The organism is Gramella sp. MT6 (assembly GCF_019357415.1).
Taxonomy (GTDB): domain Bacteria; phylum Bacteroidota; class Bacteroidia; order Flavobacteriales; family Flavobacteriaceae; genus Christiangramia.
Genome location: NZ_CP048410.1, coordinates 57,033 through 79,165, shown reverse-complemented (window position 1 = coordinate 79,165; position 22,133 = coordinate 57,033). Strand labels below are relative to the sequence as shown.

The window sequence follows — 22,133 nt, the reverse complement described above, 5'->3', positions numbered from 1 at the left end:
GATGCTGGCGGTAGTTATTCCATATTTTAAGATTGCTTATTTCGAAGAAACTTTAAATTCTCTTTCAAGGCAAACCTGCAAAAAATTTAGAGTTTACATTGGTAATGATGATTCACAAGAAGATCCAGAATCTTTGATCGAAGCTTTTAAACCTGATTTAAATATAACCTACAGGAAGTTTCTAAAAAACCTGGGAGGGAGCTCCTTAACTAAGCAATGGGATAGGTGTATTGATTTGATTGAGGACGAAGAATGGATTATGCTTCTAGGGGATGACGATTTTCTAAGCGATAATTATGTTGAGGAATTTTACAACTCATTAAATGAAATAGAACAATTTGAGATAAAGCTTGTAAGATTTGCATCTTGTATAGTGTGGGAGGAGACAGGCGAGTATTCTAAAATATATGAGCATCCAAAACTTGAAAAATCAACAGATTCCTTCTTTAGAAAATATATAGATGCCAGTACAAGAAGTTCTTTAAGTGAATATATTTTTAAAAAGGATGTTTATGAAAAATATGGATTTAGAGATTTTCCCATGGGTTGGGGTGCAGATAATATAGCCTGGCTTGAGTTTTCTGAATTTGGTGATATTTATAGTATTAATGATGCAACGGCCCTTATAAGGATGTCTTCCAGAAATCTTTCCAGATCAGGGTTTGGGGAAAAGTTAAAGGCAAAAGCCAAATTGCAATATTTTGAATTTATTATTCTAAACCATTTGAATAAATTCAGTCCAAAGCAGCGTTTGGGTATTCTAGAGAAATGGGAGATTTTAATTTATAAGCATAAAAAAATATCCTTGCCATTCTGGGTTAAAACGAGTTCGATTTATTTTAAGGAAGGCAGGATTCTGGAAGTGGTGAAGTTTCAAAGAAGGGTTATTTTGAATGTTTTAAGTTGATAGTAAATTGAAGTATAGAATTAAAAAGTTTTTAAAATCAATAGTCTTAGAAAGATACTTTTCTCCGAAGGTAATCGAAATTAATGGCACACAATTTCTATTACCAAGGTTTGATGATATTGGTTACCCTAACCTAACGATGAATGAACTTTGGCTCCTTGATCTCATTAAAAATTACTTGCCCAGAATTGAAGGAACCGTTATTGATATTGGAGCAAATACAGGGCAAACATTATTAAAGCTAAAATCTGTTGACAAAAATGTTCCTTATTTAGGAATAGAACCTAACAGTTATTGTATTGCATATCTTGATAAATTAACACGTTTAAACAAGCTTAAGGACGTGCAAATTATTCCTGTGGGTGTTTCAACAGATAATGGATTATTAACATTACATTCTTATAGTGGAAATTTTGATAGTTGTGCCACAGTTATAGAAGATTATCGCACCCGTAGAGTTGAAAAGAAAAATACTATTGGCGTACTGAATATGGAAACGATCTTGGATCATGCAAAGCCTGAAAAGGTTTCTTTAATTAAGATCGATGTTGAGGGAGGCGAGTTAGAGGCATTCAAAAGCTTAATAGAAATTATCCAGAATTTTAAACCATCTATTCTTATAGAAGTTTTGCCTAATTATGGTAAAATGGATAGTAGATGGCAAAGGCAGTTAGAACTTGAAAAGTTAATTGAGAGCATTGGTTATTCTATTTTTAGAATTTATAAGACCAAAACAAATATCTTGGAATTAGCTGTTTTGAATGATTTTGGAACTCATGATAATCTGAATCACTGCGATTATTTGTTAGTTCCAAACGAGATAAAAGAGAATTACTAAGCCCTCTCAAAATAGCTTTTTATATCTTTAATAAAATTTCTTCATAGTTTGGAGCCATTAGTATCTATCATTATACCTACGTACAACAGAGTTTCTTTCTTGGGAGAAACTTTAGATTGTATTATAAACCAGCAATATAAGAACTGGGAATGCATCGTAGTAGATGACAGATCTGAAGATGCAACAATTGAGCTTCTTACCTATTATCAAAAATTAGATTCGAGATTAAGATTTATTAAGCGGCCTTCAGATTATCCATCAGGTGCCAATTCCTGCAGGAATATTGGTCTCTCACAGAGTAAAGGGGAATATATTCAATGGTTAGATTCAGATGACCTAATTTCACCTGAAAAAATTAGAAGCCAAATAGCTTTACTTAGAACGTCTAATGCCGATATTGCGACCTGTCGATGGGGGAGATTCAGCAATCAGTCATCAAAAGCTCAAATGCTGGATATGCACGCATATAGAGATTTCAAATCTTCAAAACAATTTATTGATTCGCTCGCAGATGATCTAGGATATTTTCCAATTCACTCTTATTTAACTAAAAGAGAAATTATTGTAAAGTCAGGTCCCTGGCTTGAAGGATTAACAGTAAATCAGGATGGTGAATTTATAATGAGAGTAATTGCTAATTCAAAAACTATAAGGTTTTGCAAAGAAGGAATTGCCTTATACCGTAGATCTGATCATTCTAGCACGAGTGAGTATAATAAGCGTAAGATCAATGACTTAATTAGTAGCTGGAAAATTATTGATGGTTATCTCCATATTCGGTACAAAGAAAACGAAATAAGGATTGTTCAGAATGCAAAAAAAAGTATTTTTTCAGTGTGTCAAAAGTGGCCTGATATAATTGATAAGAATCAGGACTTCTTTTTTGGTTTGGATGAAAATAATTCAAAAAGAAAGCTAAAGATTATCATTAGACGATTTCTTTTGAATTATAAACTCTTATAAGTTGCAATTCTAAGATGGAAAAAAAACCTTTGATAACTATTATTATTCCCACCTACAATAGAGCAAATTATATTGAAGAAACTCTTAATTCCATCCTAGAGCAGACCTATGGAAATTGGGAATGTATCGTAATTAACGATGGTTCGAATGATAATACCATTGAAATTCTGGAGGATTATCGAAAAAAGGATAAGAGGTTTTTATATTTCAATAGAATTGATAAGTACAGAAAAGGAGCAGCGGGAGCAAGAAATTTTGGTTTAGACATAGCAAAAGAAAGGGGTGCAAAGTATATTCAATTTTTTGATGACGATGATATTATGTATCCTGAAAAATTGGAGCTACAAATAGCTCCTTTAATTGAAAATCTTGACTTGAATTTTACAGTTTGTAAATATGATAAACTGGTCGAAATGGGGAATGAGGATTCTAAAATAGTACGGCCCGAATACGAACTGTATCATACACATGTTGGAGATGCCATGTTAAAGGGGGAGCTTAAGATGAATAGTTTAAGTGTAATTTGGAGAATGGAAATATTAAATCGCTTTAGATTCAACGAAGATTTATCACATGCTGAAGAGTGGGAGTTGTTTACGAGAATTGGGTATCATTTCCCTGTAAATTACGGAGTAGTTAATGAATATTTATATGCTTATCGAAAACATCCTAATACATTGACCATGGGTGAGGATAATGATTATAAAAAGCGGAAGACTTCCGGCGTGATAAGATTAATACTTATGGAATACCTTACACACAACTGCCTTCATACCACTCAAAGCATTATCTATTTCGGAAAGAATTTTCTTATTTATGATTATAAAATTCCCTATGTTTTAGATCTTATTAAATACACAAGAAATAATGCTGGTTTTGATTGGAAGATCAGATTTTTTCTTAAGTCAGGAATTAGATTAGCGAAAATGAATCGTAGAATTATCTCCAAAATAGGTGCCTGGGTGTGACGCAATTGGAAAATAAACAAAATAAAATCCCCTTAGTATCTATAATTGTTCCTACTTATAATCGTCTGGAATACTTAAAGGCTTGTCTTGCTTCCGTATCAAAGCAAAGTTTGTTGGATTGGGAATGTTTAGTTATCGATGATGGTAGCTCAGATGATACAATTGCTTTTCTTAATGAATACAATAAGAAGGACAGGAGATTTAAATATTTCTCAAGACCCGATTACTATCCAAAAGGTGCAGCATCCTGCCGGAACTATGGTTTAATTCAAAGTAAAGGAGCATATATACAATGGTTAGACGATGATGATCTCCTATCAAAAAATAAACTGGAGCTGCAAGTAAAAAGGCTTGAAGAATTTTCGGATGGAAAATGTTTTATTACTTGTTGTTGGGATCTTTATTGGCCAAATAAAAAGCTTGAATTAAAATATCTTATATCTGAAGATGAATCATTAAATTCAAGGTCGTTTTTTAAGAAATTATATGAGAAGCAAACTTTTATTCCTGCCTCGGCATATCTTACACCTCGTTCTCTAATTTTCTCTGCTGGTATGTGGAATCAGCATTTAAGTCTGAATGATGATGCGGAATACTTTACCAGGGTTTTATTGAATTCTGAAAAACTTATAATGAGTAAGGATTGCTATGTGCTTTATAGAGAACATTCTCATGAGAGAATAAGTACAAAGAATGATGAGAATAGCTTGAAATCATTCTTATTAAGTTTACATTTAATAAATTCTCATTTATTAGTAAAAAAGATAAAAGTTACTCCTTATTTCAAATGGAAATTGAAAATTATTTTTCATCAATATTCAGAGAATTATATGGATACTCTACGTTTGCATTACTTTTTTTTTCTTGAAAATGGGATTAATCTGAGGTTTTCTGCCTTACTTCGCTTGAGGATTAATTTGTTTAAAATATTTTACCCAAAATTGAAAAAAGTAATTCAATCAAAAAAGTAGTGAAAATTTTAATCTGTTTTGGAACCCGTCCTGAAGCCATAAAAATGGCTCCAGTTATCTATAAACTTCAAGAACGTAAAATTGATCATACAATTTGTGTTACAGCACAGCATCGTGAGATGCTTGACCAGGTGCTAGAGTTTTTTGGGATTATACCAGACTATAATCTCGGGCTAATGTCTCCAAATCAGTCTTTAAATAAGCTAAGCGGTGAGATCCTGACTTCTTTTGACAAGGTCCTTACTGAAGTTAAGCCGGATATCTTGATGGTACATGGAGACACTACCACTTCAGTAATGGCAGCATGGGCTGCTTTTCATAGGCAAATTGAGATAGCGCATGTAGAAGCAGGATTAAGAACCTTTAATTCTTATTCCCCTTTCCCCGAAGAGATAAACAGACAGGTAACGGCACGGCTCACAAATTATCATTTTGCTCCAACATTACAAGCTAGAGATAATCTTTTACGAGAGAATATTCCTGAACATAAAATTTATATAACCGGGAATACAATTGTAGATGCGGTACAATTAGGGATTTCCCGGCTTGCAAATATTGATGAATCAGAACTTATCTTTGAAACAGGTATCGATCCCGGGAGTTTAAAACGGTTTATTCTACTTACCGGACACCGAAGAGAAAGTATTGGAAAAGGCTTTGAGCAACTTTGTGAAGCGGTACTTCAAATAGTGGATACTGAAGAGGTTGATATTGTATATCCCGTACATCTTAATCCAAATGTAAAAGATCATGTGTATAAAAAGCTGGGTAATACTAAAAATATTCATCTAATAGATCCTGTAAGCTACCCTGTAATGTTATATCTGCTAAAAAACTGTGAATTTATTATCTCAGATTCAGGAGGTATTCAGGAGGAGGCTCCATGCTTTGGAAAAAAAGTTTTAGTGACCCGTGAACTTTCTGAAAGAATGGAAGCTATAGACGCAGGGACGAGCATTCTGGTTGGGACAAATACGCTTAAAATAGTGGAGAACGCCACAGAGCTTATTAATAAACCTTCTCACAGTATTTTTCAGAACCCTTTTGGAGATGGGAAAGCTTCTGATAGAATTGTATCTTTTATTATTGAAAAATTTGGCTGATATTTTAAAGAAGATACTTGTTATAGTAGAATCTCTTGATAAGGATTCAAGTAGTGGAGCAAAGGCCAACATGGCCCTTATCAAAAATCTGATCGAAGCTGGTTTTCAGGTTAAAGTTTATCATTATTCAAGGAAGGAAATCAAGTTGGGGGGGGCAGAAAGTATTTCAATCCCTGAAAATCGTAAAACTTTTTTTTTCTTTCTTAGCAGAGTAGAAAGATATATTCGTTATATCTTCAAGTTTAGTCTTAATCCTAAAATTGAGGAGAAGACCGGTTTTTCATTTACACTGAAAAATGACCGGAACAGTATAGTTGCAGCCCTAAGAAAAGAGAAGGATTTTAAGCCCGACTGGGTGCTGACCTTAAGCCAGGGAGGAAGTTTCAGGCCTCATCATGCTTTACTCAAAATCCCAATGTGGCATGCAAAATGGATAGCTTATATACATGATCCTTATCCTATGCACTGGTACCCTAAGCCCTATACCTGGAAGGAACCAGGGTATAAACTGAAGCAGCGATTTATGGAAGAGGTCGCGGACAAATGTCAATATGCCGCTTTCCCTTCACTTTATCTGAAAGAATGGATGGGCTCCCATTACCAGGTTTACCTGGAAAAGGGCATTGTAATTCCTCATCAATTAAATAATGAGATTGAAAGAACACTTTCTATGAAGGTGAAAATCGATCCTTCGGAATTCGCCATACTTCATGCCGGGAATTTTTTACAGGCCAGGCAGCCAATGGGGCTTATAGAAGGCTTTAAAAGATTTGTGAAAGCTAAACCGGAGGCAAGCACAAAGCTAATACATATAGGGCCGGCACATCACTATAAAGAATATCTTGAAAAGCAAGCTCAGGAGGAAGCAAAGATTCAGGTCTTTTGCCAAAATCATCCTTTTAGCGAAGTTGCAATCTTGCAGGAAGAGGTATCGGTAAATATCATTATTGAGGCAAAGGCTGAATTCAGCCCTTTTCTGCCGGGAAAATTTCCACATTGTATTGCTGCCGGGAAACCAATTTTACTTCTTGGTCCACCAAGGAGTGAAAGCAGGCGATTATTAGGGGAGGACTACCCTTATTATGCGGAAATAGATGATGCCGAGCATATTGCCAGTTTGTTGGAAGAGCTGTATCTGGAATGGAAGAGGGGAGAACTTGCAGTAGATTATAGTAGAATTAAGAGATATTTATCATCAGCCTACGTGAAAGAAATAATAAAAAAGCTATGAAAATTCTCATGGTCTCCATATTTGCACCACATTTCTTTAACTGGGCTGAACAGTTAAAGGGTTCGGGACATGAGATCTACTGGCTCGACTTATACGATTCTAACACGAAAGTTGAAAAGATAGATTTTATTAATCAGATCATCGGCTGGCGGTATAGATGGAACCATCCCGGGAGATATTTTCTTAAAAAGAATGCCTCACAGTTTACAGACATTATTAACAGGCTCAATGAAAGGGATTTTGAGAAGGTCCTGGAAAGAAAAGTAAAAGAAATTGAACCTGATATTATACATAGTTTTGTGATCTATCTGGGTGGAGAGTATGTATTACCCGTAATTGAAAAATATCCGAAAATAAAATGGATAGTATCTAGCTGGGGTAGTGATCTTTATTATTACAGGAATAAAAAACCATATCTGGAAGGCATTCAAAGGGTTCTTCAAAAGGCAGATTATTTATTTACCGATTGTAAAAGAGACCATCAAATAGCCCTTGATAATGGATTCAATGGTAAATTCCTTGGGGCTTTTCCGGGAGGAGGAGGATTTGATTTCAGAAAAACCGATCCTTTTATGGAATCCTTTTCGGAACGCGGGCTTATCCTTATAAAAGGCTACCAGGGATTACATGGAAAATGCATTGAGGTATTACAGGCCATCGAAGGGCTAAAAGACAAGCTGAAGCTATACAAAATTGTGATCTTTGGAAATGGAGAAGAAGTAGAAGCTTATGTTCAAAAGTCAGAGGTGAAATCCTGGCAAAATCTCGAGCTGGTAGGGAAGATTCCTCCTGAAGAGGTGATGAGATTGATGGGGAAAGCCAAAATATATATTGGGAATAGTACTTCTGATGGGATGCCAAATACGCTATTAGAGGCAATTGTGATGGGAGCTTTTCCTGTGCAGTCGAACCCGGGAGGTGTGACTGCTGAACTCATAGAGGATGGTTTTAATGGATCCCTGATAGAAAATGCTCAGGATATTTCTAAGATCAAAAGGACTATAATCAAAACTATTTCAGGAGAAATCAATATTTTTAAGGGGGTTTCTTATAATTTACAGGAGATCAAACCCCGATTGGAAAGAGAACTTATAAGGCAAAAAGTCATAGAACAATACCAGCTTATAGAAGACCAAAATACACAGGTTTAGCTCATGGAAGAAAAGATCGCGATCATTTATGCCCATAGGAAGAGGGATGTCGAGAGGATAAGACTTTCTTTTGAGTCCCTTAAAAAACAGTCTTCAAAGAATTTTGAGGTGATCTTTGTCGATTACGGGAGTAACGCACCCCTTACAGAGGATCTGAAAAAGCTGATGGGCGAATATGATTTTGTGTCTCCTTTTTTTTTACCGGTACCCCAGCTGCTTTGGAACAAGAGTAAGGCCCTTAATTATGGGGTTTTGCAAAGCAAAGCCTCTTATATATTTATCGCCGATGTGGACCTTATCTTTCCTCCTAAAGCGATAGAAAGATTGGAACAGCTAAAAAAACCTGAAAGCTTCTTCCTTTTTAAAATGGGGTACCTTGATCAGGATACCTCTTCCAATCTAATGGAACTACAAGGCTTTGATGACTTAAAAGCTTCACGCGTTGGAGAGGTGAACGGTATGGTGCTGGCTCCAAGAGGTGCATTTTTGAAAGTGAATGGTTTTGACGAGTTCTTTCATTTTTATGGAGCCGAGGATGTGGATCTTTTTTCACGTTTTGAGACTGCCGGGTACAGGGAAGAAAAAACAGAAGGCCTGTACTTTTTTCATAACTGGCATCGTAGCTTTCAGGGCTCGGAGGATGAGATCGTGACCAGGAATCCGCGTATAAAGAACATCATGCGGATCAATCAGGAGCATTATTTCAGGAATAAAGACCTTGGCCTTATTAAGCCTAGAAGACAGGAAGGTATGGGGGAAGTTATTGGGGTTGAAAGAAGTTCAAGATTAAAAGAACCCACCTGTAATTATATTATTCCTAATATTGCCGCCAGGGTTGAACATTTTCTGGAAGAAGAATTACTGACTCTAAAAGAGGAGGTAATAAAGGCAGAATTTGTGATCGATCCATACTATGAGACTTTAAAATACAGGCTGAAGAAAAAACTTGGAAAACAAACTCAGCCTTATCTTTCCATGAAAGAAGTAAATGACCTGGTTTTAAAAAAAATTCTCTTTAATTACCGGGATGCTAATTATTCTTTTAAAATTGCAAAAGACCTCAAAAGCATAGATTTTAGAATAGAGCTCTAGATGAAAAAAATGGTAAATATCATAGCTGAAATAGGACAGGCGCATGAAGGCAGTTTAGGTCTAGCCCTTTCCTATATAGATGTACTTGCTGATGCCGGGGTGGATGCGGTTAAATTTCAGGTGCATATTGCCGATGCCGAGAGTAGTATTCATGAACCTTTCCGGATAAAGTTCTCTCAACAGGACGAGACACGATTTGACTACTGGAAGCGCATGGAATTTAGCCTGCAACAATGGAGGACCCTGAAATCGAGATGCGAGGAAAGGGGGGTGGAATTTCTGGCCTCTCCTTTTAGTAATGCTGCGGTAGATCTCCTGGAGAAATTGGGAGTTAAGAGATATAAGATAGGTTCGGGTGAGGTGAACAATTTACTTTTACTGGAAAAGATCGCCAGTACTGGGAAACCGGTCATACTTTCCTCAGGGATGAGTTCTTTTGAAGAACTGGAGAAAACCGTGACATTTTTAAAAGATAAAGGAATTGATTACTCCATCCTTCAATGTACCACCTCTTACCCTACAGCACCTAACAATTATGGTTTCAATGTAATTAGTGAATTAAGGGAAAGATTTCAGGTTCCAGTGGGTTTTTCCGATCATTCTGCCAAAAAGGAAACCTGTATCGCAGCGACCGTTCTTGGAGCTGAGATCCTTGAATTCCATGCTGTTTTCAGCCGGAAGAGTTTTGGGCCAGATGCTTCTTCTTCTCTAGAGATCGAAGAAATAAGAGAATTGGTAAAGGCGGTAAGGAATATTGACGAAGCTCTTGAAAACCCAGTGGATAAAAGTAATAATTCCAGATTTACAGATCTGAAAGGGATCTTTGAAAAATCTCTGGCAGTGAATAAGGACCTGCCAAGGGGATATATTCTAAGATTTGAGGACCTTGAATCAAAAAAACCGAAAGGAATGGGACTTGATGCCTCTGAATTTCAAAGTGTAATTGGAAAGAAGTTGCAAAGAGACTTAAAACAGTGGGATTTTTTAAAACCGGGAGACCTTACTAATGAAGTCTGAATATTTTACAGAGCAGCAATACAGAAAATTTACATGTGCTGAGGGAAGCCAGTATATAGCCAGTGAATATGCATTATTCAGAATATTGAAACTGGTGCGGAGATTTCAGCCCAGGAATATTCTCGAGGTAGGAGTAGGGATTGGAACTATCTCCGACTCTATTATGAAAGCCTTCGGGAACAGTTATCAGCCGAAGGTTTTTGGCACCGAAGACAATGAGTTTTGCCGTTCTCAATTAGCAAAGAATCTTGGTTCTTCATTTCAGGAATTTAAACTATTCAGGACCATACAGGAATTACCCGCAGAGCAGGAATTTGATCTGATCATCATAGACGGAAAGGATTCCAGCCTGCAACAATTAGAGGCTCATATGAATGACCAGTGTATCCTGGTGATCGAAGGGGATCGAAAGGACCAGACCGATCTTGTAAGAGGGCTGTTACCTGATTCAAAATTTGTACATTCGATTACTAATAAGAAGAACAGTTCATATTCCAATCGATCAAAAGAACATTTTCAGGGAGGCTTAAAAGTTATTTTTACCAATCCAAATGTTAAGCAATATCTTGAATGGATAAGATTGAAACTATCTTCAAAGATCCATTTTCACCTTAGAAGATTTGCCAAATGAGTATGAAACGAAAAATATGCGTAGTAATTACCGCTCGCCCCTCATATAGCAGGATTAAAACAGCTTTGGAAGCAATTAAGGATCATCCTGAGCTAGAGCTTCAATTGGTAATCGCTGGTTCAGCGCTATTGGATCGTTATGGAAATGCAGCTGAATTCATCAAAAATGACGGTTTTAAAGTGGCTGCCAAGGTCTACATGGTCCTGGAGGGAGAAAACCCAACAACTATGGCGAAGACTACGGGTTTAGGATTAATGGAGCTTACCAATGTTTTTTATAATCTTCAACCAGATGCAGTAATAAGTATAGCCGATAGATTTGAAACTATCGCCACTTCGATTGCCGCCGCATATCAAAATATTCCTCTGGTTCATATCCAGGGAGGGGAGGTAACCGGAAGTATAGATGAGAAAGTTAGACATGCAAACACAAAATTGGCCGATCTTCACTTGGTTTCGAATGAAGATGCCCGGAAGCGGGTTATTAAATTAGGCGAAGATCCTGAAATGGTTATTAATACTGGTTGTCCGTCGATTGATCTTGCCAGGAAACTAGAGAATGAGAATGGATTGAATTTTAATCCTTTAGAGAAGTATGGAGGTGTAGGTAGTCAGATCAATTGGGAAGATGGTTATTTGGTAGTCATGCAGCATCCGGTGACCACAGAGTATTCAAAATCCCGGGAGAATATAATGGAAACCTTATATGCAGTAAAGGAAAGTGGAATTTCTGCATTTTGGTTCTGGCCTAATGTTGATGCAGGCTCAGATGGCACCTCAAATGGGATTAGAACTTTTAGAGAAAAGGAAAATCCTGAAAACATTCATTTTTTTAAAAATATGGATGGCCTCGATTTTCTAAGATTAATGAAGAATTCAAGAATGCTTATTGGGAATTCCAGTGCAGGAATAAGAGAAGGTAGTTATCTGGGTGTTCCAGCTTTAAATATAGGAAACCGTCAGCAAAGAAGGCTTCGAGGCGAGAATGTTACTGATGTTGGTTATAACAGGTTTGAAATATTAAATGCAATCAAAGAACTGGAAGGAAATTCTAGATTTAGTAAATCTAATCTGTATGGTGACGGTGAATCCGGGAAACGAATTGCAGAAATTCTTGCTAAAGTTGAGTTGAGATCTTCAAAAACAATTAGTTACTAATAATGCTTGCAGTTGCTAATTTTCACTATCTCAGGAAAGATTTTGATTCCGATTATCCAAGTATTTTTGGGTTGACCCCGAGGCAGTTCGAGAATCAGCTGAAAATATTATCGAAACAAGGAAGATTTATCTCACAGGCTGAGCTTTTAGATGTGGAAAAACATTCTATAGAAGATAATTTTTTGCTTATCACCTTTGATGACGGTCTTAAAGAACAATATGAGCTGGCAAAACCTATTCTGGATAGAATGGGAATACCTTTTATATGCTTTATAAATACTTCTAATTTTACGGAGAAAAAAGTTTCTTTGGTGCATAAAATTCATCTTCTTCGTTCCAGAATAGATCCTATGGAACTGGAAGAAGGAATTTCAAAAAATTATTCTTTTAAATTAAATGAGGAAGAAAGGAATAAAGCCCATTTTCATTATAATTATGATCCACCTGCAGTTGCCAGGTTGAAGTATTTGCTCAATTTCAAGATTGATATTAGCGATCTTAAACAAATCATAGAGCCGTTATTCAATGAAAATTTCAATGAACATAGGATGGCTAAGGATTTATATATGGAAATGGACCAGCTAAAAGATCTATGGAACGGAGGGAGCCTTGGGTCCCACGGGCATAATCATGATCCCTTAGGTTTGATAGAAATAGAAGGTGTTGAGAAGGACCTAAAGAATACTCAGAATTTCTTTATTTCTAACTTTGGGCAGCAAGCTAGATTGTTTAGTTATCCTTATGGATCTTATGATGCCTGTGCAGGACTTTCACAAGCTATGGAGCAAGCCGGTTTTAAGGTAGCACTTACCATGGAAAGAGCGGTAAATTATCATATATCGGAAAATCCGTTTTTGGTGGCGAGGTATGACTGCAATGACCTTCCTGGTGGAAAGGCAGATATATTTAAAGGAAAAAGTCTTTTCAAAAATTGCGAATTTGCAAAATGGCACACGTATGAGAACAGTACTTTTAACCAGTAATAGTCTCAGGCATAAGTATATTGCCCAGTGCCTGGCACTCGGTACCGATCTTCAATTAATTATTACCGAAGAAAAGTCGGCTACCATAGAAAATACTGAAGAACTAATTGAAACCGATGCCAGGTTTATAAAAGATCATTTTAAATCCCGATCTGCATCTGAAGAAAAATTTTTTGGAAATATGGGATTTCCAGAGGATATAATCCAGATAGAACTTCAGTATAAAGAAATCAACACTGAGCTCACATTAGAATTTTTAAAGGAAACCGACCCGGATATCATAGTTTTATTTGGCACCTCGATAATTAAAGATTTCATTTTAAAGGCTTTTCCAAATAAGATCATTAATCTTCATCTAGGTCTATCTCCTTATTATAAAGGCTCGGCAACTAATCTATTCCCGCTTTTGTATGGACAGCCACAATGTTTAGGCGCGACCATTCACTTAGCAGAAAAGAAGGTTGATTCGGGTAAAATATTGCATCAGCTTAGACCCGATCTTTCTGAGGATGATAACCTTCATGATGCCGGAAATAAGGTTATAAAAAGAGCAGGAACGCAGTTACCTGAAATTTTAAAATTATATTTTCGGGGAAAGATTATTCCGATAATGCAGAAGGCTAGCCGTAAAATTTACAGGAATAGTGATCTTACTACCGATAGACTGCGCAATATTTATGATAATATTGAAAAGGGGTTATTTTCAACATATTTAATGGATAAAGAGCAGATCGATAAGAAATATCCTATAATTTCAAATTTGAAACGATGAGAATCTTAGGTTTAATAACGGCAAGAGGTGGTAGTAAAGGTATACCTGGGAAGAATATAAAAATACTCGGAAGCATTCCTTTGATTAATTATACTATAGCCTCCGCTAAAGAATCAAAGCTTCTATCGAAAATAGTTCTAAGCTCAGATGATGAGGAGATCATGAAAATATCCGGGCAACAGGGAGTTGAAGTGCCCTTTAAAAGACCGGGAGAACTGGCCGAGGATAATACTCCGAGTTTGAAGGTTATCCAGCACGCATTGGATTTCTTTAAAGCAAAAAATGAAAATTTTGATGCCATTTGCCTTTTACAGCCTACGACTCCTTTTAGAAGGAATGGGCTTATCGATGATGCTATCAGAAAATTTATATCGGGAAATTATGATTCTCTAATTAGTGTAAGGGAAATTCCGACTGATTTTAATCCACACTGGGCCTTTGAAGATCATAATGGGATATTAAGAATAGCTACCGGGGAAAAAACTCCGATTCCGAGAAGGCAGGAACTTCCTAAGGCTTACCATAGGGATGGAACTATTTATATTACTGCCACCAGGCAAATAATGGAAGAGAATTCCTTACTTGGAGATAACATTGGCTTTATTAATACCATGGCAGATGATTATGTAAATATAGATACCATTAGTGATTGGGAGAGGGCCGTAGAAATATTAAAAACTCGTAATTAATGTGCGGTATAGCTGGAATAGTTGGGCCTGAGATTAAAAAAGGTGATTTGGATCTAATGTTAACTTCAATGGCCCATCGCGGACCAGATGCGAGAGGAGTATATCATGACAAGGGTTTTGCTATAATTGGACATAACAGACTCTCTATAATAGATCTATCCCATGAAGCAGATCAGCCTTTTAGTGATCCAACAGGTCGGTACCATTTGAGTTTTAATGGTGAAATATATAACTATACCGAACTAAGAAATGAAATCGGCTTAAGCCATACTTTTAAAACTTCTTCAGATACAGAAGTTTTATTAGCCGCTTATTTAGTTTACGGCAAGAATTGTCTGGAAAAGTTTAGAGGAATGTTTTCTTTCGCGATCTGGGATAATAAAGAAAAATCTTTATTTGCTGCACGTGATCGTTTTGGGGTGAAACCATTTTTTTACAGTAATACTAATGATTTTATTTTCGCTAGTGAGATCAAGGCGATAAAAAGAATAAAAGGATCAACACAAAATGTAAGGCAATGGGCCAATTATTTCTGCTATGGTTCCTATGGACTTCCGTCAGAAACCTTTTTTCAGGATATTCATCAATTACCTGCCGGTCATTTTCTAGAGTTTAAGGATGAAAAGTTACAAATAGAAAAATGGTATGATTTTCCTGAACGAATTTCTTTATTAAAACGGACTTATTCTGAGGAAGAGATAAAGCAGAAGTATCTTGAACTTCTAAAAGATTCAATAAAACTAAGGTTCAGGACCGATGTGCCTTTGGGATTTAATATTAGTGGTGGTGTGGATAGTTCGTTATTACTGGCCTTAGTAAATAACATTCATAGTTCAGAAAAAATAAAAGCATTTACCTTTTTTACAGGCGATGAAAGATATGATGAGTTGCCTTGGGTAAAAGAAATGATTTCCCAAACAGGAAATCCTCTGGAAAAAGTAAAACTTTCCTCTTATGAGGTTCCTGAATATGCCAGTTTAATAAGTGAAGTTCAGGATGAACCATTTGGAGGAATTCCCACCCTCGCTTATGCCAGGATTTTTGAAAAAGCTAAAGATTCAGGAATTAAGGTTCTGCTCGATGGGCAGGGAATGGATGAACAATGGGCAGGATATGATTATTATAAAACAAAGGATAATTCCATAGTACAGGGAACCGGAAAGTCAGGTAGTTTTAAACCCAACGTTCTCGCAAAAGAGTTTAGGGATCTTGCTTTGAAACCTGAATATCCTAGACCCTTCGAGTCCAGGTTGCAAAATTTACAATACCGTGATCTTTTCTATACAAAGCTTCCAAGAGCTTTAAGGTTCAACGATCATATATCCATGGCTTTCAGTACAGAGCTTAGAGAACCATTTTTGGATCACCTTCTGGTGGAATATGCTTTTGCCTTACCGGATGAAATGAAAATAAGAAATGGAGTGCATAAATATATGCTGAGAGAATTGACTGGAGAATTTGTCCCGTTTAAGATAGCAGAGGCTCCAAAAAGAGCTTTACAAACTCCTCAAAGGGAGTGGCTTTCTGAAGATCTGAAAGACTATGTAGATAGCCGGTTATTAATTCTTAAAAAAAGTAAAGTTAATGAATGGTTTGATTTTAAATACATTTATAAGGAATGGGAGGATTACCAAAAAGGTGAAAAACAGAATAGTTTTTACCTCTGGCAATGGATTAATACGAGTCTTATATTTGAAAATAGCTGATTTGATCCTCCAGTTTTCTATATTTGAAAGTCCTGTAAACCTATCCTGATTTGACACCAAAAAAACTTCTTGTAATTATTCCTGACGGAGTCGGTCTTCGAAATTTCGTCTACACTAATTTCCCTGAAGAAGTGAAAACTGCGGGTTGGGAGTTGGTCTATTGGAACGCTACCGGGTTTAAGTTAGATGAATTGGGTTATAAAGAGATCAGTTTAAAGCCCAAACCCAGGGCCTGGACAGATCTTCTGAAACGGGCTAAGATCAATGTAGAGTTGGAATATTTTGAGAAAAAGTTCAATGAGCCTGTATATAAGAAATATAAGTTTTCTTCTTCTCAAAACGGTTTGAAAAATATATTGAAAGGTCTTATGGTCAGTTTTCTAACTAAAAAATATGAGGGAGAAAAAGGTCTGAGTAAATTAAGAACGCTAATACAAAAATCTGAAAGGAAATCTGAATATTACAAGCACTGCACAGAGGTATTGAGTCAGGAAAAACCTGATGCTATTTTCTGTACCAATCAAAGGCCAGTGAATGCGATTTCACCAATTTTAGCTGCCCAAGACTTAGGAATTCCTACTTCCTGCTTTATTTTTTCATGGGATAACCTCCCCAAAGCTACCAAGGTGATAGATACAGATTATTACCTTGTGTGGAGTGAGCATATGAAGGACGAACTACAGCGATATTATCCTCATATAAATTCAGAACAGATTAAGATCACCGGAACTCCTCAATTTGAAATTCATTATAACAATTCGGTTGTTTTACCAAGAGATATGTTTTTCTCAAAATATAACCTGGATCCTACCAGAGAGTATCTTTGTTTTTCCGGAGATGATATTACCACCTCCCCTCATGATGAATATTTTCTCAGGGATGTTGCCAGAGAAGTAAGTCAATTAAATGAAAAGGGAGAAAATATCGGGATCATTTTTCGACGTTGTCCAGTAGACTTTTCTGGCAGATACGATAAGGTTTTAAAAGAGTTTAGTGAAATTATCATTCCTATAGATCCGGACTGGACAGGCAATGGTGATTCTTGGAATCAGGCTATGCCAAAAAAGGTAGACATGGCATTGCAAACAAATATTGCTGAACACTGTTTTATGGTTATTAATGTGGCATCCTCAATGATTTTTGATTTTGCGACTAAAGGAAAACCTTGTGCATACCTCAATTATTTGTTGGAACTGAAAGATCAGAAAAAGGATATCAGGGAAATATATTCTTATATTCATTTTAAAACTATCCCTGAAAATGCTGTTTTCTGGATTAATAATAAAGAAGATATTGGAGATATCATTCTACGAGCCCTTAAGAATACGAATAAAGAGAGGCTAGATATGGCGATGAGTTGGTTTCAGCAGATTAACTGTTGTGCAACAGAAGCCTCAAAAAATATAGTTCATCAATTAGCCAAGATAAATTAGATGCATATTGCTTTTCTTACACCGGAATATCCCCATGAAAGGACGAATGCTTCCGGAGGTTTAGGTACAAGTATTCGAAATCTAGCTGAAGGGCTGGTGAAAAACGAAGTTAAGGTAAGTGTAGTTGTTTATAATCAGGAAGTTGATGATGAGTTTAGGGATGACGGAATTGACTTTTACCTTCTGAAATTTCGGAAATACAAAATCGGAGGATGGTATTTCTATAGAAAATATATTCAGGATCAACTAAATAGTCTAATAAAAAGAAAGGGTATTGATTTAATTGAAGCCACAGACTGGACTGGAATAACTGCATTTATGAATTTAAGCTGTCCTTTGGTTATTCGTTTAAACGGAACTGATGCCTATTTTTGCAACATAGAGGGAAGACCTCAAAAATTTAAGAATAGGTTCTTCGAAAAGAAAGCCTTAATAAATGCCCAGGCACTTGCCTCTGTAAGTAAATTCACTGCCAATAGAACAAATGAAATATTTGGTATAGGTAAGGAATTTCAAATTATCCCAAATAGCATAGAACTCGATAAGTTTTCTCCTTCAGATATTGAAACTGATTCTGATTGCATACTTTATTTTGGTACTATAATCCGAAAAAAGGGAGTTTTAGACCTTGCTCATATTTTCAATAAGGTGGTAGAAAGGAAACCAGAGGTAAAGCTACTTATGATTGGAAGGGATGTAATCGATGTGTTCGAAAATCGCTCAACCTTACAGCTTTTTAAAGATAGCCTATCTGGTTTAGCCAGAAAGAATTTTATTTACAAAGGTGCAATAGATTACGACAGGGTTAAACTGGAAATTGAAAAATCTACAGTGGTAGCTCTTCCCAGTTATGCGGAGGCTTTACCTATGACCTGGATCGAGGCCATGGCATTGAAAAAGGCACTGGTTACTTCAGATATTGGTTGGGCAGGAGAAGTAATGGTCAATGGTGTTACTGGATATACCGTTTATCCAAAAAAACATCAGGAATATGCGGATAAAATTCTGAAATTATTATCAGAACCTCAATTAAGAATAGAAATGGGGTCGAACGCGAGAAAAAGGATCGAAAAAAAGTTTTCTTCTGAAATTGTTAGCAGACAGAATATTCATTTTTACAAAAAAATAATTAAGACTGTAAATTCTTGATCTACCTGAATCATATAAAAGGGAAAGAACTTATTTCAGCTGAAAAAGGGGAAGAGGTGATTGAGCTTACTTCTGTAAAGCTTGTAGAGGCATTTTGGGAACTGTGTGCTGTTTATCCCGATGAGCTCATCATTTGGATAGATAAGAGTATTTCCATGAAAATTTCGATTAGTTTAAATACCATTTTTAGCCATGATTTGATTATGGCTTCATATCCTGTAGAAACCCAATATTTATCTGAAACCATAGGGTACATAGATCAGTTGCCGTTTATTAATCCTGATTACTCAGTTAGATACCCTACCTGGAGAATGAGTACAGATATTGGTGCTATAAAAGGAAAAACAGCTTTGAGGTTTAAAGGCTTATTCAACGGAATTAAAAATTTCGGTTATTTGTTAAATTCAATAGCCAAGACAGGTCAACAGAATTCTCTTTTCTGTTATTGTGAACCAGCGCTGGTTGAAAGCCGAAAGTCAAGTCAATTAAAATATGTAGCCAATATCTCAGACACTTTCAGGTTTGTAGCACAGCATTATAAGAAAGAATGGTTATATGTGCTTTTATTTTGTTACAAGTGCTATCAAAATAAATTACCGATAAGATCATTTTTGAGCAATCTCAGGAATAAATCATTTTTTAAGGAAAACGTAGATCTTTCTGGAATTTTGCCAGAAACAATAGGTGTGCGCAATGATTATTCAGTAGATGTAATAATTCCCACGATGGGAAGGCCAGAACTTTTAAAGAATGTGCTTGTCGATCTTAAGGCCCAGAAAATTAAGCCCTCAAGGGTTATAGTGGTAGAACAGGATCCTGATGAAACCGCACAGAGCCAATTATCATATTTGAAAAATCAAGAATGGCCTTTCGAAATTACCCATCAATTTATTCATAGAACGGGAGCCTGTCATGCCCGGAACCTTGCTTTAAAATCGGTTAAAGGGGATTTTATTTTTTTTGCAGATGACGATATACGCTTCGCGCCAGACCTACTGGAAAAATCTCTGAATGAAATTCAAAGGCTTAAAGTGAATGCTTTAAACCTGAACTGCTTACAGCCAGAGGGAGAAACAATTTTTCATAAGATAAAACAATGGGGAGCCTTTGGATCTGGAACATCGATAGTTAAAAGTAAATTTGCGCTGCAGTGCCGGTTCTCAGAAAATCTGGAACATGGTTTTGGTGAAGACATTGATTATGGTTTAAAGTTGAGGTCTAAAGGTTGCGATATAATATATCATCCGGATATAAAGATCAAGCACCTAAAAGCAGATATTGGCGGATTCAGGCAAATTCAAAATTTCCAGTCCATTGCTAATAATACGGGCCCTAAACCCTCCCCAACCATGATGCTTCTGGTAAAGAAATACTATTCAAAAGAAATGCTTAGAGGATACAAAGCCGCCCTTTTCTTAAAGTATTATCGCAACCAGAGAATTACAAATCCGATTAAATATTTTCGGAGTATGCGGGAAAGATGGAATATAAGTGAAGAAATGGCTTCCGAAATTTTAATAGCAAATAAGGAAAATTCAAAAATATCTCATGGAAAGGAATATTGAGATAAAATTTGCTTTGATAATTTGCACCTACCATAGAGCAGATTCTCTTAAGAGATTATTAGACTCTGTTCTAGATCAAAGTCTCTATCCAGATCAAATTCTAATTATTGATGGTTCTAAAGATCTTCGAACACAATACTTTTTTGAAGAAAACAGTTTTTCAAAAACAGAATATTTAAGGGTAGAAGATAAAGACCGCGGATTAACCAGGCAAAGGAATTATGGTATATCAAAAGTAGATGAGGACATTGAAGTAGTTTGTTTTCTAGATGATGATATTGTTTTAAAAAAGAAATATTTTGAACAATTAATTAGAACTTATAAGATTTTCCCCAATGCCTTAGCAGTAGGCGGTAAGATCTTGGATGAGGCTGAATGGAGAAGAGCAGGTCCTGATGATAAAATTAAATTTGATGAATTCATTCTAGATGGATTCGTACGTAAACTCGGAAGCCGAAATGTATTAAGGAAAAGGCTTGGATTATTACCTAACCAACCGCCAGGTTTTATGCCTGAATTCTCTCATGGTTTCTCTACGGGATTTTTGCCCCCTTCCGGTAAGATTTATCCGGTAGAATTCTTTATGGGAGGAGTTTCGTCATACCGAAAGGAATTATTTTCAAGATTGGAGTTCTCTTCTTATTTTGAGGGATATGGTTTATATGAGGATATGGATTTTTGTCTGCGTGCCTCAAAAATAGGTCAGTTATATTTGAATACTGCTGCCTGTTGTTACCATTTTCATGACGAAGCGGGTAGGCCTGACCAAATGAAATATGGAAAAATGGTAGTGAGAAATGGTCATTATGTTTGGAAATTAAAGAATCCAAATCCAGGATTAAATGACATAATAAAGTGGAATTTAATCACTTTCTTACTTCTGGTAATTCGATTTAAAAATGATATTTTAGATGGCGAGAAAGAAGCCAGAAAGGATGCTATTGGTAGATTGAAATACTGGATATCGCTGGCCTGGAATCCTACAGAACCTGATAAACCCAAATCTTGACAAAGAAATCAGTTAACGAAAGGCAGGCGGAGTTTTATAGAAACTTCAAGAAGAACAGGGCTACCAAAATTTGGTACTCGCTGAGAAATGGTCTATTCAGAAATATCAAGAAAAATATTGGAGCTGAAGCTCAGATTTATGAATTACATAAAAAGTGGTTTGGAGACCTTTCAAATTCAAAAGTTTTAGATCTTGGGTGTTACGCAGGGAATTCATTGTCTTATTACCTGGCAGAACATTCTAGTTCCTACCTGGGAATAGATCTTAGCGCACCGGCCATTGAAAATCTAAATAATCGAATTTCAAAATTACCTAATGCCGAAGCAAAAGCTATAGACTTTCTTTCTGAAAACTTTAAAGAAAAGGAATTTGATCTAATATATGCTTATGGAGTCCTGCACCATTTCAAGGATACTGATGAATTAATTTTAAAGTTAAAGGAGAAATTAAAGGCTGGTGGTAAAATCGTAAGTTATGATCCCCTTGAAACAAGTTTGCCAATAAAGTTAGCCCGTACCTTATACAGACCATTTCAATCTGATAGGGACTGGGAATGGCCATTTACCAAACGGGTATTCAATAAGTATGATAAAGAATTCGAGATTTTAGATAGAAGAGCGGTTTTTGGAAAATCTAAATGGATTTTTTTATTGAATTTTTTACCAATTTCAGAGGAAAGGAAAAATGAAATCGGGAGAAAATGGCATAATGATGACTGGGAAAGGTCCAGACATTCTGAAGCTCATCTATATAGGTGCATGCACCTAACCATGTTTATGCAGAAAAAAATTGAATAGC

Annotated in this window: 21 protein-coding genes; all 21 read left to right on the top strand. The window is 36.1% G+C overall.

Annotation, left to right across the window (positions count from 1 at the left end; genetic code table 11):
• The first annotated feature begins 1 nt into the window (after position 1).
• Genes G3I01_RS00370 through G3I01_RS00270 form a run of 21 tightly spaced genes read left to right on the top strand, consistent with a single transcriptional unit; the run spans position 2 to position 22,132 of the window.
• Positions 2–907, top strand: a complete 906-nt coding sequence (locus G3I01_RS00370) for a glycosyltransferase family 2 protein (protein WP_219550081.1) — start codon at positions 2–4, stop codon at positions 905–907.
• 7 nt (positions 908–914) lie between these two features.
• Positions 915–1,745: an FkbM family methyltransferase gene (locus G3I01_RS00365; protein WP_219550079.1), complete on the top strand. Its 831-nt coding sequence runs from the start codon at positions 915–917 to the stop codon at positions 1,743–1,745.
• Positions 1,746–1,793: 48 nt separating this feature from the next.
• Positions 1,794–2,708 carry a glycosyltransferase family 2 protein gene (locus tag G3I01_RS00360; protein WP_219550077.1) on the top strand — a complete coding sequence of 305 codons (915 nt, stop codon included), beginning with the start codon at positions 1,794–1,796 and terminating at the stop codon, positions 2,706–2,708.
• Between the two features lie 14 nt (positions 2,709–2,722).
• Positions 2,723–3,676: a glycosyltransferase family 2 protein gene (locus G3I01_RS00355; protein WP_219550075.1), complete on the top strand. Its 954-nt coding sequence runs from the start codon at positions 2,723–2,725 to the stop codon at positions 3,674–3,676.
• A complete protein-coding gene (locus G3I01_RS00350) occupies positions 3,673–4,647 on the top strand; it encodes a glycosyltransferase family 2 protein (RefSeq protein WP_219550073.1) in 975 nt (324 codons plus the stop codon). Before G3I01_RS00355 ends, G3I01_RS00350 begins: the two co-directional genes overlap by 4 nt.
• A complete protein-coding gene (wecB, locus tag G3I01_RS00345) occupies positions 4,647–5,750 on the top strand; it encodes a UDP-N-acetylglucosamine 2-epimerase (non-hydrolyzing) (protein WP_257710670.1) in 1,104 nt (367 codons plus the stop codon). The genes G3I01_RS00350 and wecB overlap by 1 nt, the downstream gene beginning before the upstream one ends.
• Positions 5,743–6,981, top strand: a complete 1,239-nt coding sequence (locus G3I01_RS00340) for a glycosyltransferase (protein ID WP_257710669.1) — start codon at positions 5,743–5,745, stop codon at positions 6,979–6,981. The genes wecB and G3I01_RS00340 overlap by 8 nt, the downstream gene beginning before the upstream one ends.
• A complete protein-coding gene (locus tag G3I01_RS00335; RefSeq protein ID WP_257710668.1) occupies positions 6,978–8,132 on the top strand; it encodes a glycosyltransferase family 4 protein in 1,155 nt (384 codons plus the stop codon). Before G3I01_RS00340 ends, G3I01_RS00335 begins: the two co-directional genes overlap by 4 nt.
• A gap of 3 nt (positions 8,133–8,135) precedes the next feature.
• Complete coding sequence (locus G3I01_RS00330; RefSeq protein ID WP_219550069.1) at positions 8,136–9,224, top strand: glycosyltransferase; 1,089 nt, start codon at positions 8,136–8,138, stop codon at positions 9,222–9,224.
• Positions 9,225–9,233: 9 nt separating this feature from the next.
• Positions 9,234–10,241 carry an N-acetylneuraminate synthase family protein gene (locus G3I01_RS00325; RefSeq protein ID WP_219552731.1) on the top strand — a complete coding sequence of 336 codons (1,008 nt, stop codon included), beginning with the start codon at positions 9,234–9,236 and terminating at the stop codon, positions 10,239–10,241.
• Positions 10,231–10,872 carry a hypothetical protein gene (locus G3I01_RS00320; protein ID WP_219550067.1) on the top strand — a complete coding sequence of 214 codons (642 nt, stop codon included), beginning with the start codon at positions 10,231–10,233 and terminating at the stop codon, positions 10,870–10,872. Before G3I01_RS00325 ends, G3I01_RS00320 begins: the two co-directional genes overlap by 11 nt.
• Positions 10,869–12,029: a UDP-N-acetylglucosamine 2-epimerase gene (gene neuC / locus G3I01_RS00315; RefSeq protein WP_219550065.1), complete on the top strand. Its 1,161-nt coding sequence runs from the start codon at positions 10,869–10,871 to the stop codon at positions 12,027–12,029. The genes G3I01_RS00320 and neuC overlap by 4 nt, the downstream gene beginning before the upstream one ends.
• A 2-nt stretch (positions 12,030–12,031) precedes the next feature.
• Positions 12,032–13,012 carry a polysaccharide deacetylase family protein gene (locus G3I01_RS00310; RefSeq protein ID WP_219550063.1) on the top strand — a complete coding sequence of 327 codons (981 nt, stop codon included), beginning with the start codon at positions 12,032–12,034 and terminating at the stop codon, positions 13,010–13,012.
• Positions 12,987–13,784 carry a formyltransferase family protein gene (locus G3I01_RS00305; RefSeq protein ID WP_219550061.1) on the top strand — a complete coding sequence of 266 codons (798 nt, stop codon included), beginning with the start codon at positions 12,987–12,989 and terminating at the stop codon, positions 13,782–13,784. The genes G3I01_RS00310 and G3I01_RS00305 overlap by 26 nt, the downstream gene beginning before the upstream one ends.
• The gene (locus G3I01_RS00300) at positions 13,781–14,473 is read left to right on the top strand and encodes an acylneuraminate cytidylyltransferase family protein (protein ID WP_219550059.1); all 693 of its coding nucleotides are present in this window, start codon (positions 13,781–13,783) and stop codon (positions 14,471–14,473) included. Before G3I01_RS00305 ends, G3I01_RS00300 begins: the two co-directional genes overlap by 4 nt.
• Complete coding sequence (asnB, locus tag G3I01_RS00295) at positions 14,473–16,179, top strand: asparagine synthase (glutamine-hydrolyzing) (RefSeq protein ID WP_219550057.1); 1,707 nt, start codon at positions 14,473–14,475, stop codon at positions 16,177–16,179. The genes G3I01_RS00300 and asnB overlap by 1 nt, the downstream gene beginning before the upstream one ends.
• Positions 16,180–16,229: 50 nt before the next feature.
• Positions 16,230–17,612, top strand: coding sequence for a UDP-glycosyltransferase (locus tag G3I01_RS00290; protein WP_219550055.1), 1,383 nt, complete (start codon positions 16,230–16,232; stop codon positions 17,610–17,612).
• Positions 17,613–18,761 (top strand): glycosyltransferase family 4 protein, encoded by a 1,149-nt coding sequence (locus tag G3I01_RS00285; protein ID WP_219550053.1) that lies wholly within the window; start codon positions 17,613–17,615, stop codon positions 18,759–18,761.
• A complete protein-coding gene (locus G3I01_RS00280) occupies positions 18,758–20,326 on the top strand; it encodes a glycosyltransferase family A protein (RefSeq protein WP_219550051.1) in 1,569 nt (522 codons plus the stop codon). Before G3I01_RS00285 ends, G3I01_RS00280 begins: the two co-directional genes overlap by 4 nt.
• On the top strand, positions 20,310–21,335 hold the full coding sequence (locus G3I01_RS00275) for a glycosyltransferase family 2 protein (protein ID WP_219550048.1): 1,026 nt from the start codon (positions 20,310–20,312) through the stop codon (positions 21,333–21,335). The genes G3I01_RS00280 and G3I01_RS00275 overlap by 17 nt, the downstream gene beginning before the upstream one ends.
• A complete protein-coding gene (locus tag G3I01_RS00270; RefSeq protein ID WP_257710667.1) occupies positions 21,332–22,132 on the top strand; it encodes a class I SAM-dependent methyltransferase in 801 nt (266 codons plus the stop codon). The genes G3I01_RS00275 and G3I01_RS00270 overlap by 4 nt, the downstream gene beginning before the upstream one ends.
• Position 22,133: the final 1 nt, after the last annotated feature.

What these genes read in the sequence shown, in the direction of transcription:
- G3I01_RS00370 (WP_219550081.1), top strand. Translation starts at nt 2, where the DNA reads ATGCTGGCGGTAGTTATTCCATATTTTAAGATTGCTTATTTCGAAGAA.
- G3I01_RS00355 (WP_219550075.1), top strand. Translation starts at nt 2,723, where the DNA reads ATGGAAAAAAAACCTTTGATAACTATTATTATTCCCACCTACAATAGA.
- G3I01_RS00335 (WP_257710668.1), top strand. Translation starts at nt 6,978, where the DNA reads ATGAAAATTCTCATGGTCTCCATATTTGCACCACATTTCTTTAACTGG.
- G3I01_RS00330 (WP_219550069.1), top strand. Translation starts at nt 8,136, where the DNA reads ATGGAAGAAAAGATCGCGATCATTTATGCCCATAGGAAGAGGGATGTC.
- G3I01_RS00325 (WP_219552731.1), top strand. Translation starts at nt 9,234, where the DNA reads ATGGTAAATATCATAGCTGAAATAGGACAGGCGCATGAAGGCAGTTTA.
- G3I01_RS00320 (WP_219550067.1), top strand. Translation starts at nt 10,231, where the DNA reads ATGAAGTCTGAATATTTTACAGAGCAGCAATACAGAAAATTTACATGT.
- neuC (WP_219550065.1), top strand. Translation starts at nt 10,869, where the DNA reads ATGAGTATGAAACGAAAAATATGCGTAGTAATTACCGCTCGCCCCTCA.
- G3I01_RS00310 (WP_219550063.1), top strand. Translation starts at nt 12,032, where the DNA reads ATGCTTGCAGTTGCTAATTTTCACTATCTCAGGAAAGATTTTGATTCC.
- G3I01_RS00305 (WP_219550061.1), top strand. Translation starts at nt 12,987, where the DNA reads ATGAGAACAGTACTTTTAACCAGTAATAGTCTCAGGCATAAGTATATT.
- G3I01_RS00300 (WP_219550059.1), top strand. Translation starts at nt 13,781, where the DNA reads ATGAGAATCTTAGGTTTAATAACGGCAAGAGGTGGTAGTAAAGGTATA.
- asnB (WP_219550057.1), top strand. Translation starts at nt 14,473, where the DNA reads ATGTGCGGTATAGCTGGAATAGTTGGGCCTGAGATTAAAAAAGGTGAT.
- G3I01_RS00285 (WP_219550053.1), top strand. Translation starts at nt 17,613, where the DNA reads ATGCATATTGCTTTTCTTACACCGGAATATCCCCATGAAAGGACGAAT.
- G3I01_RS00275 (WP_219550048.1), top strand. Translation starts at nt 20,310, where the DNA reads ATGGAAAGGAATATTGAGATAAAATTTGCTTTGATAATTTGCACCTAC.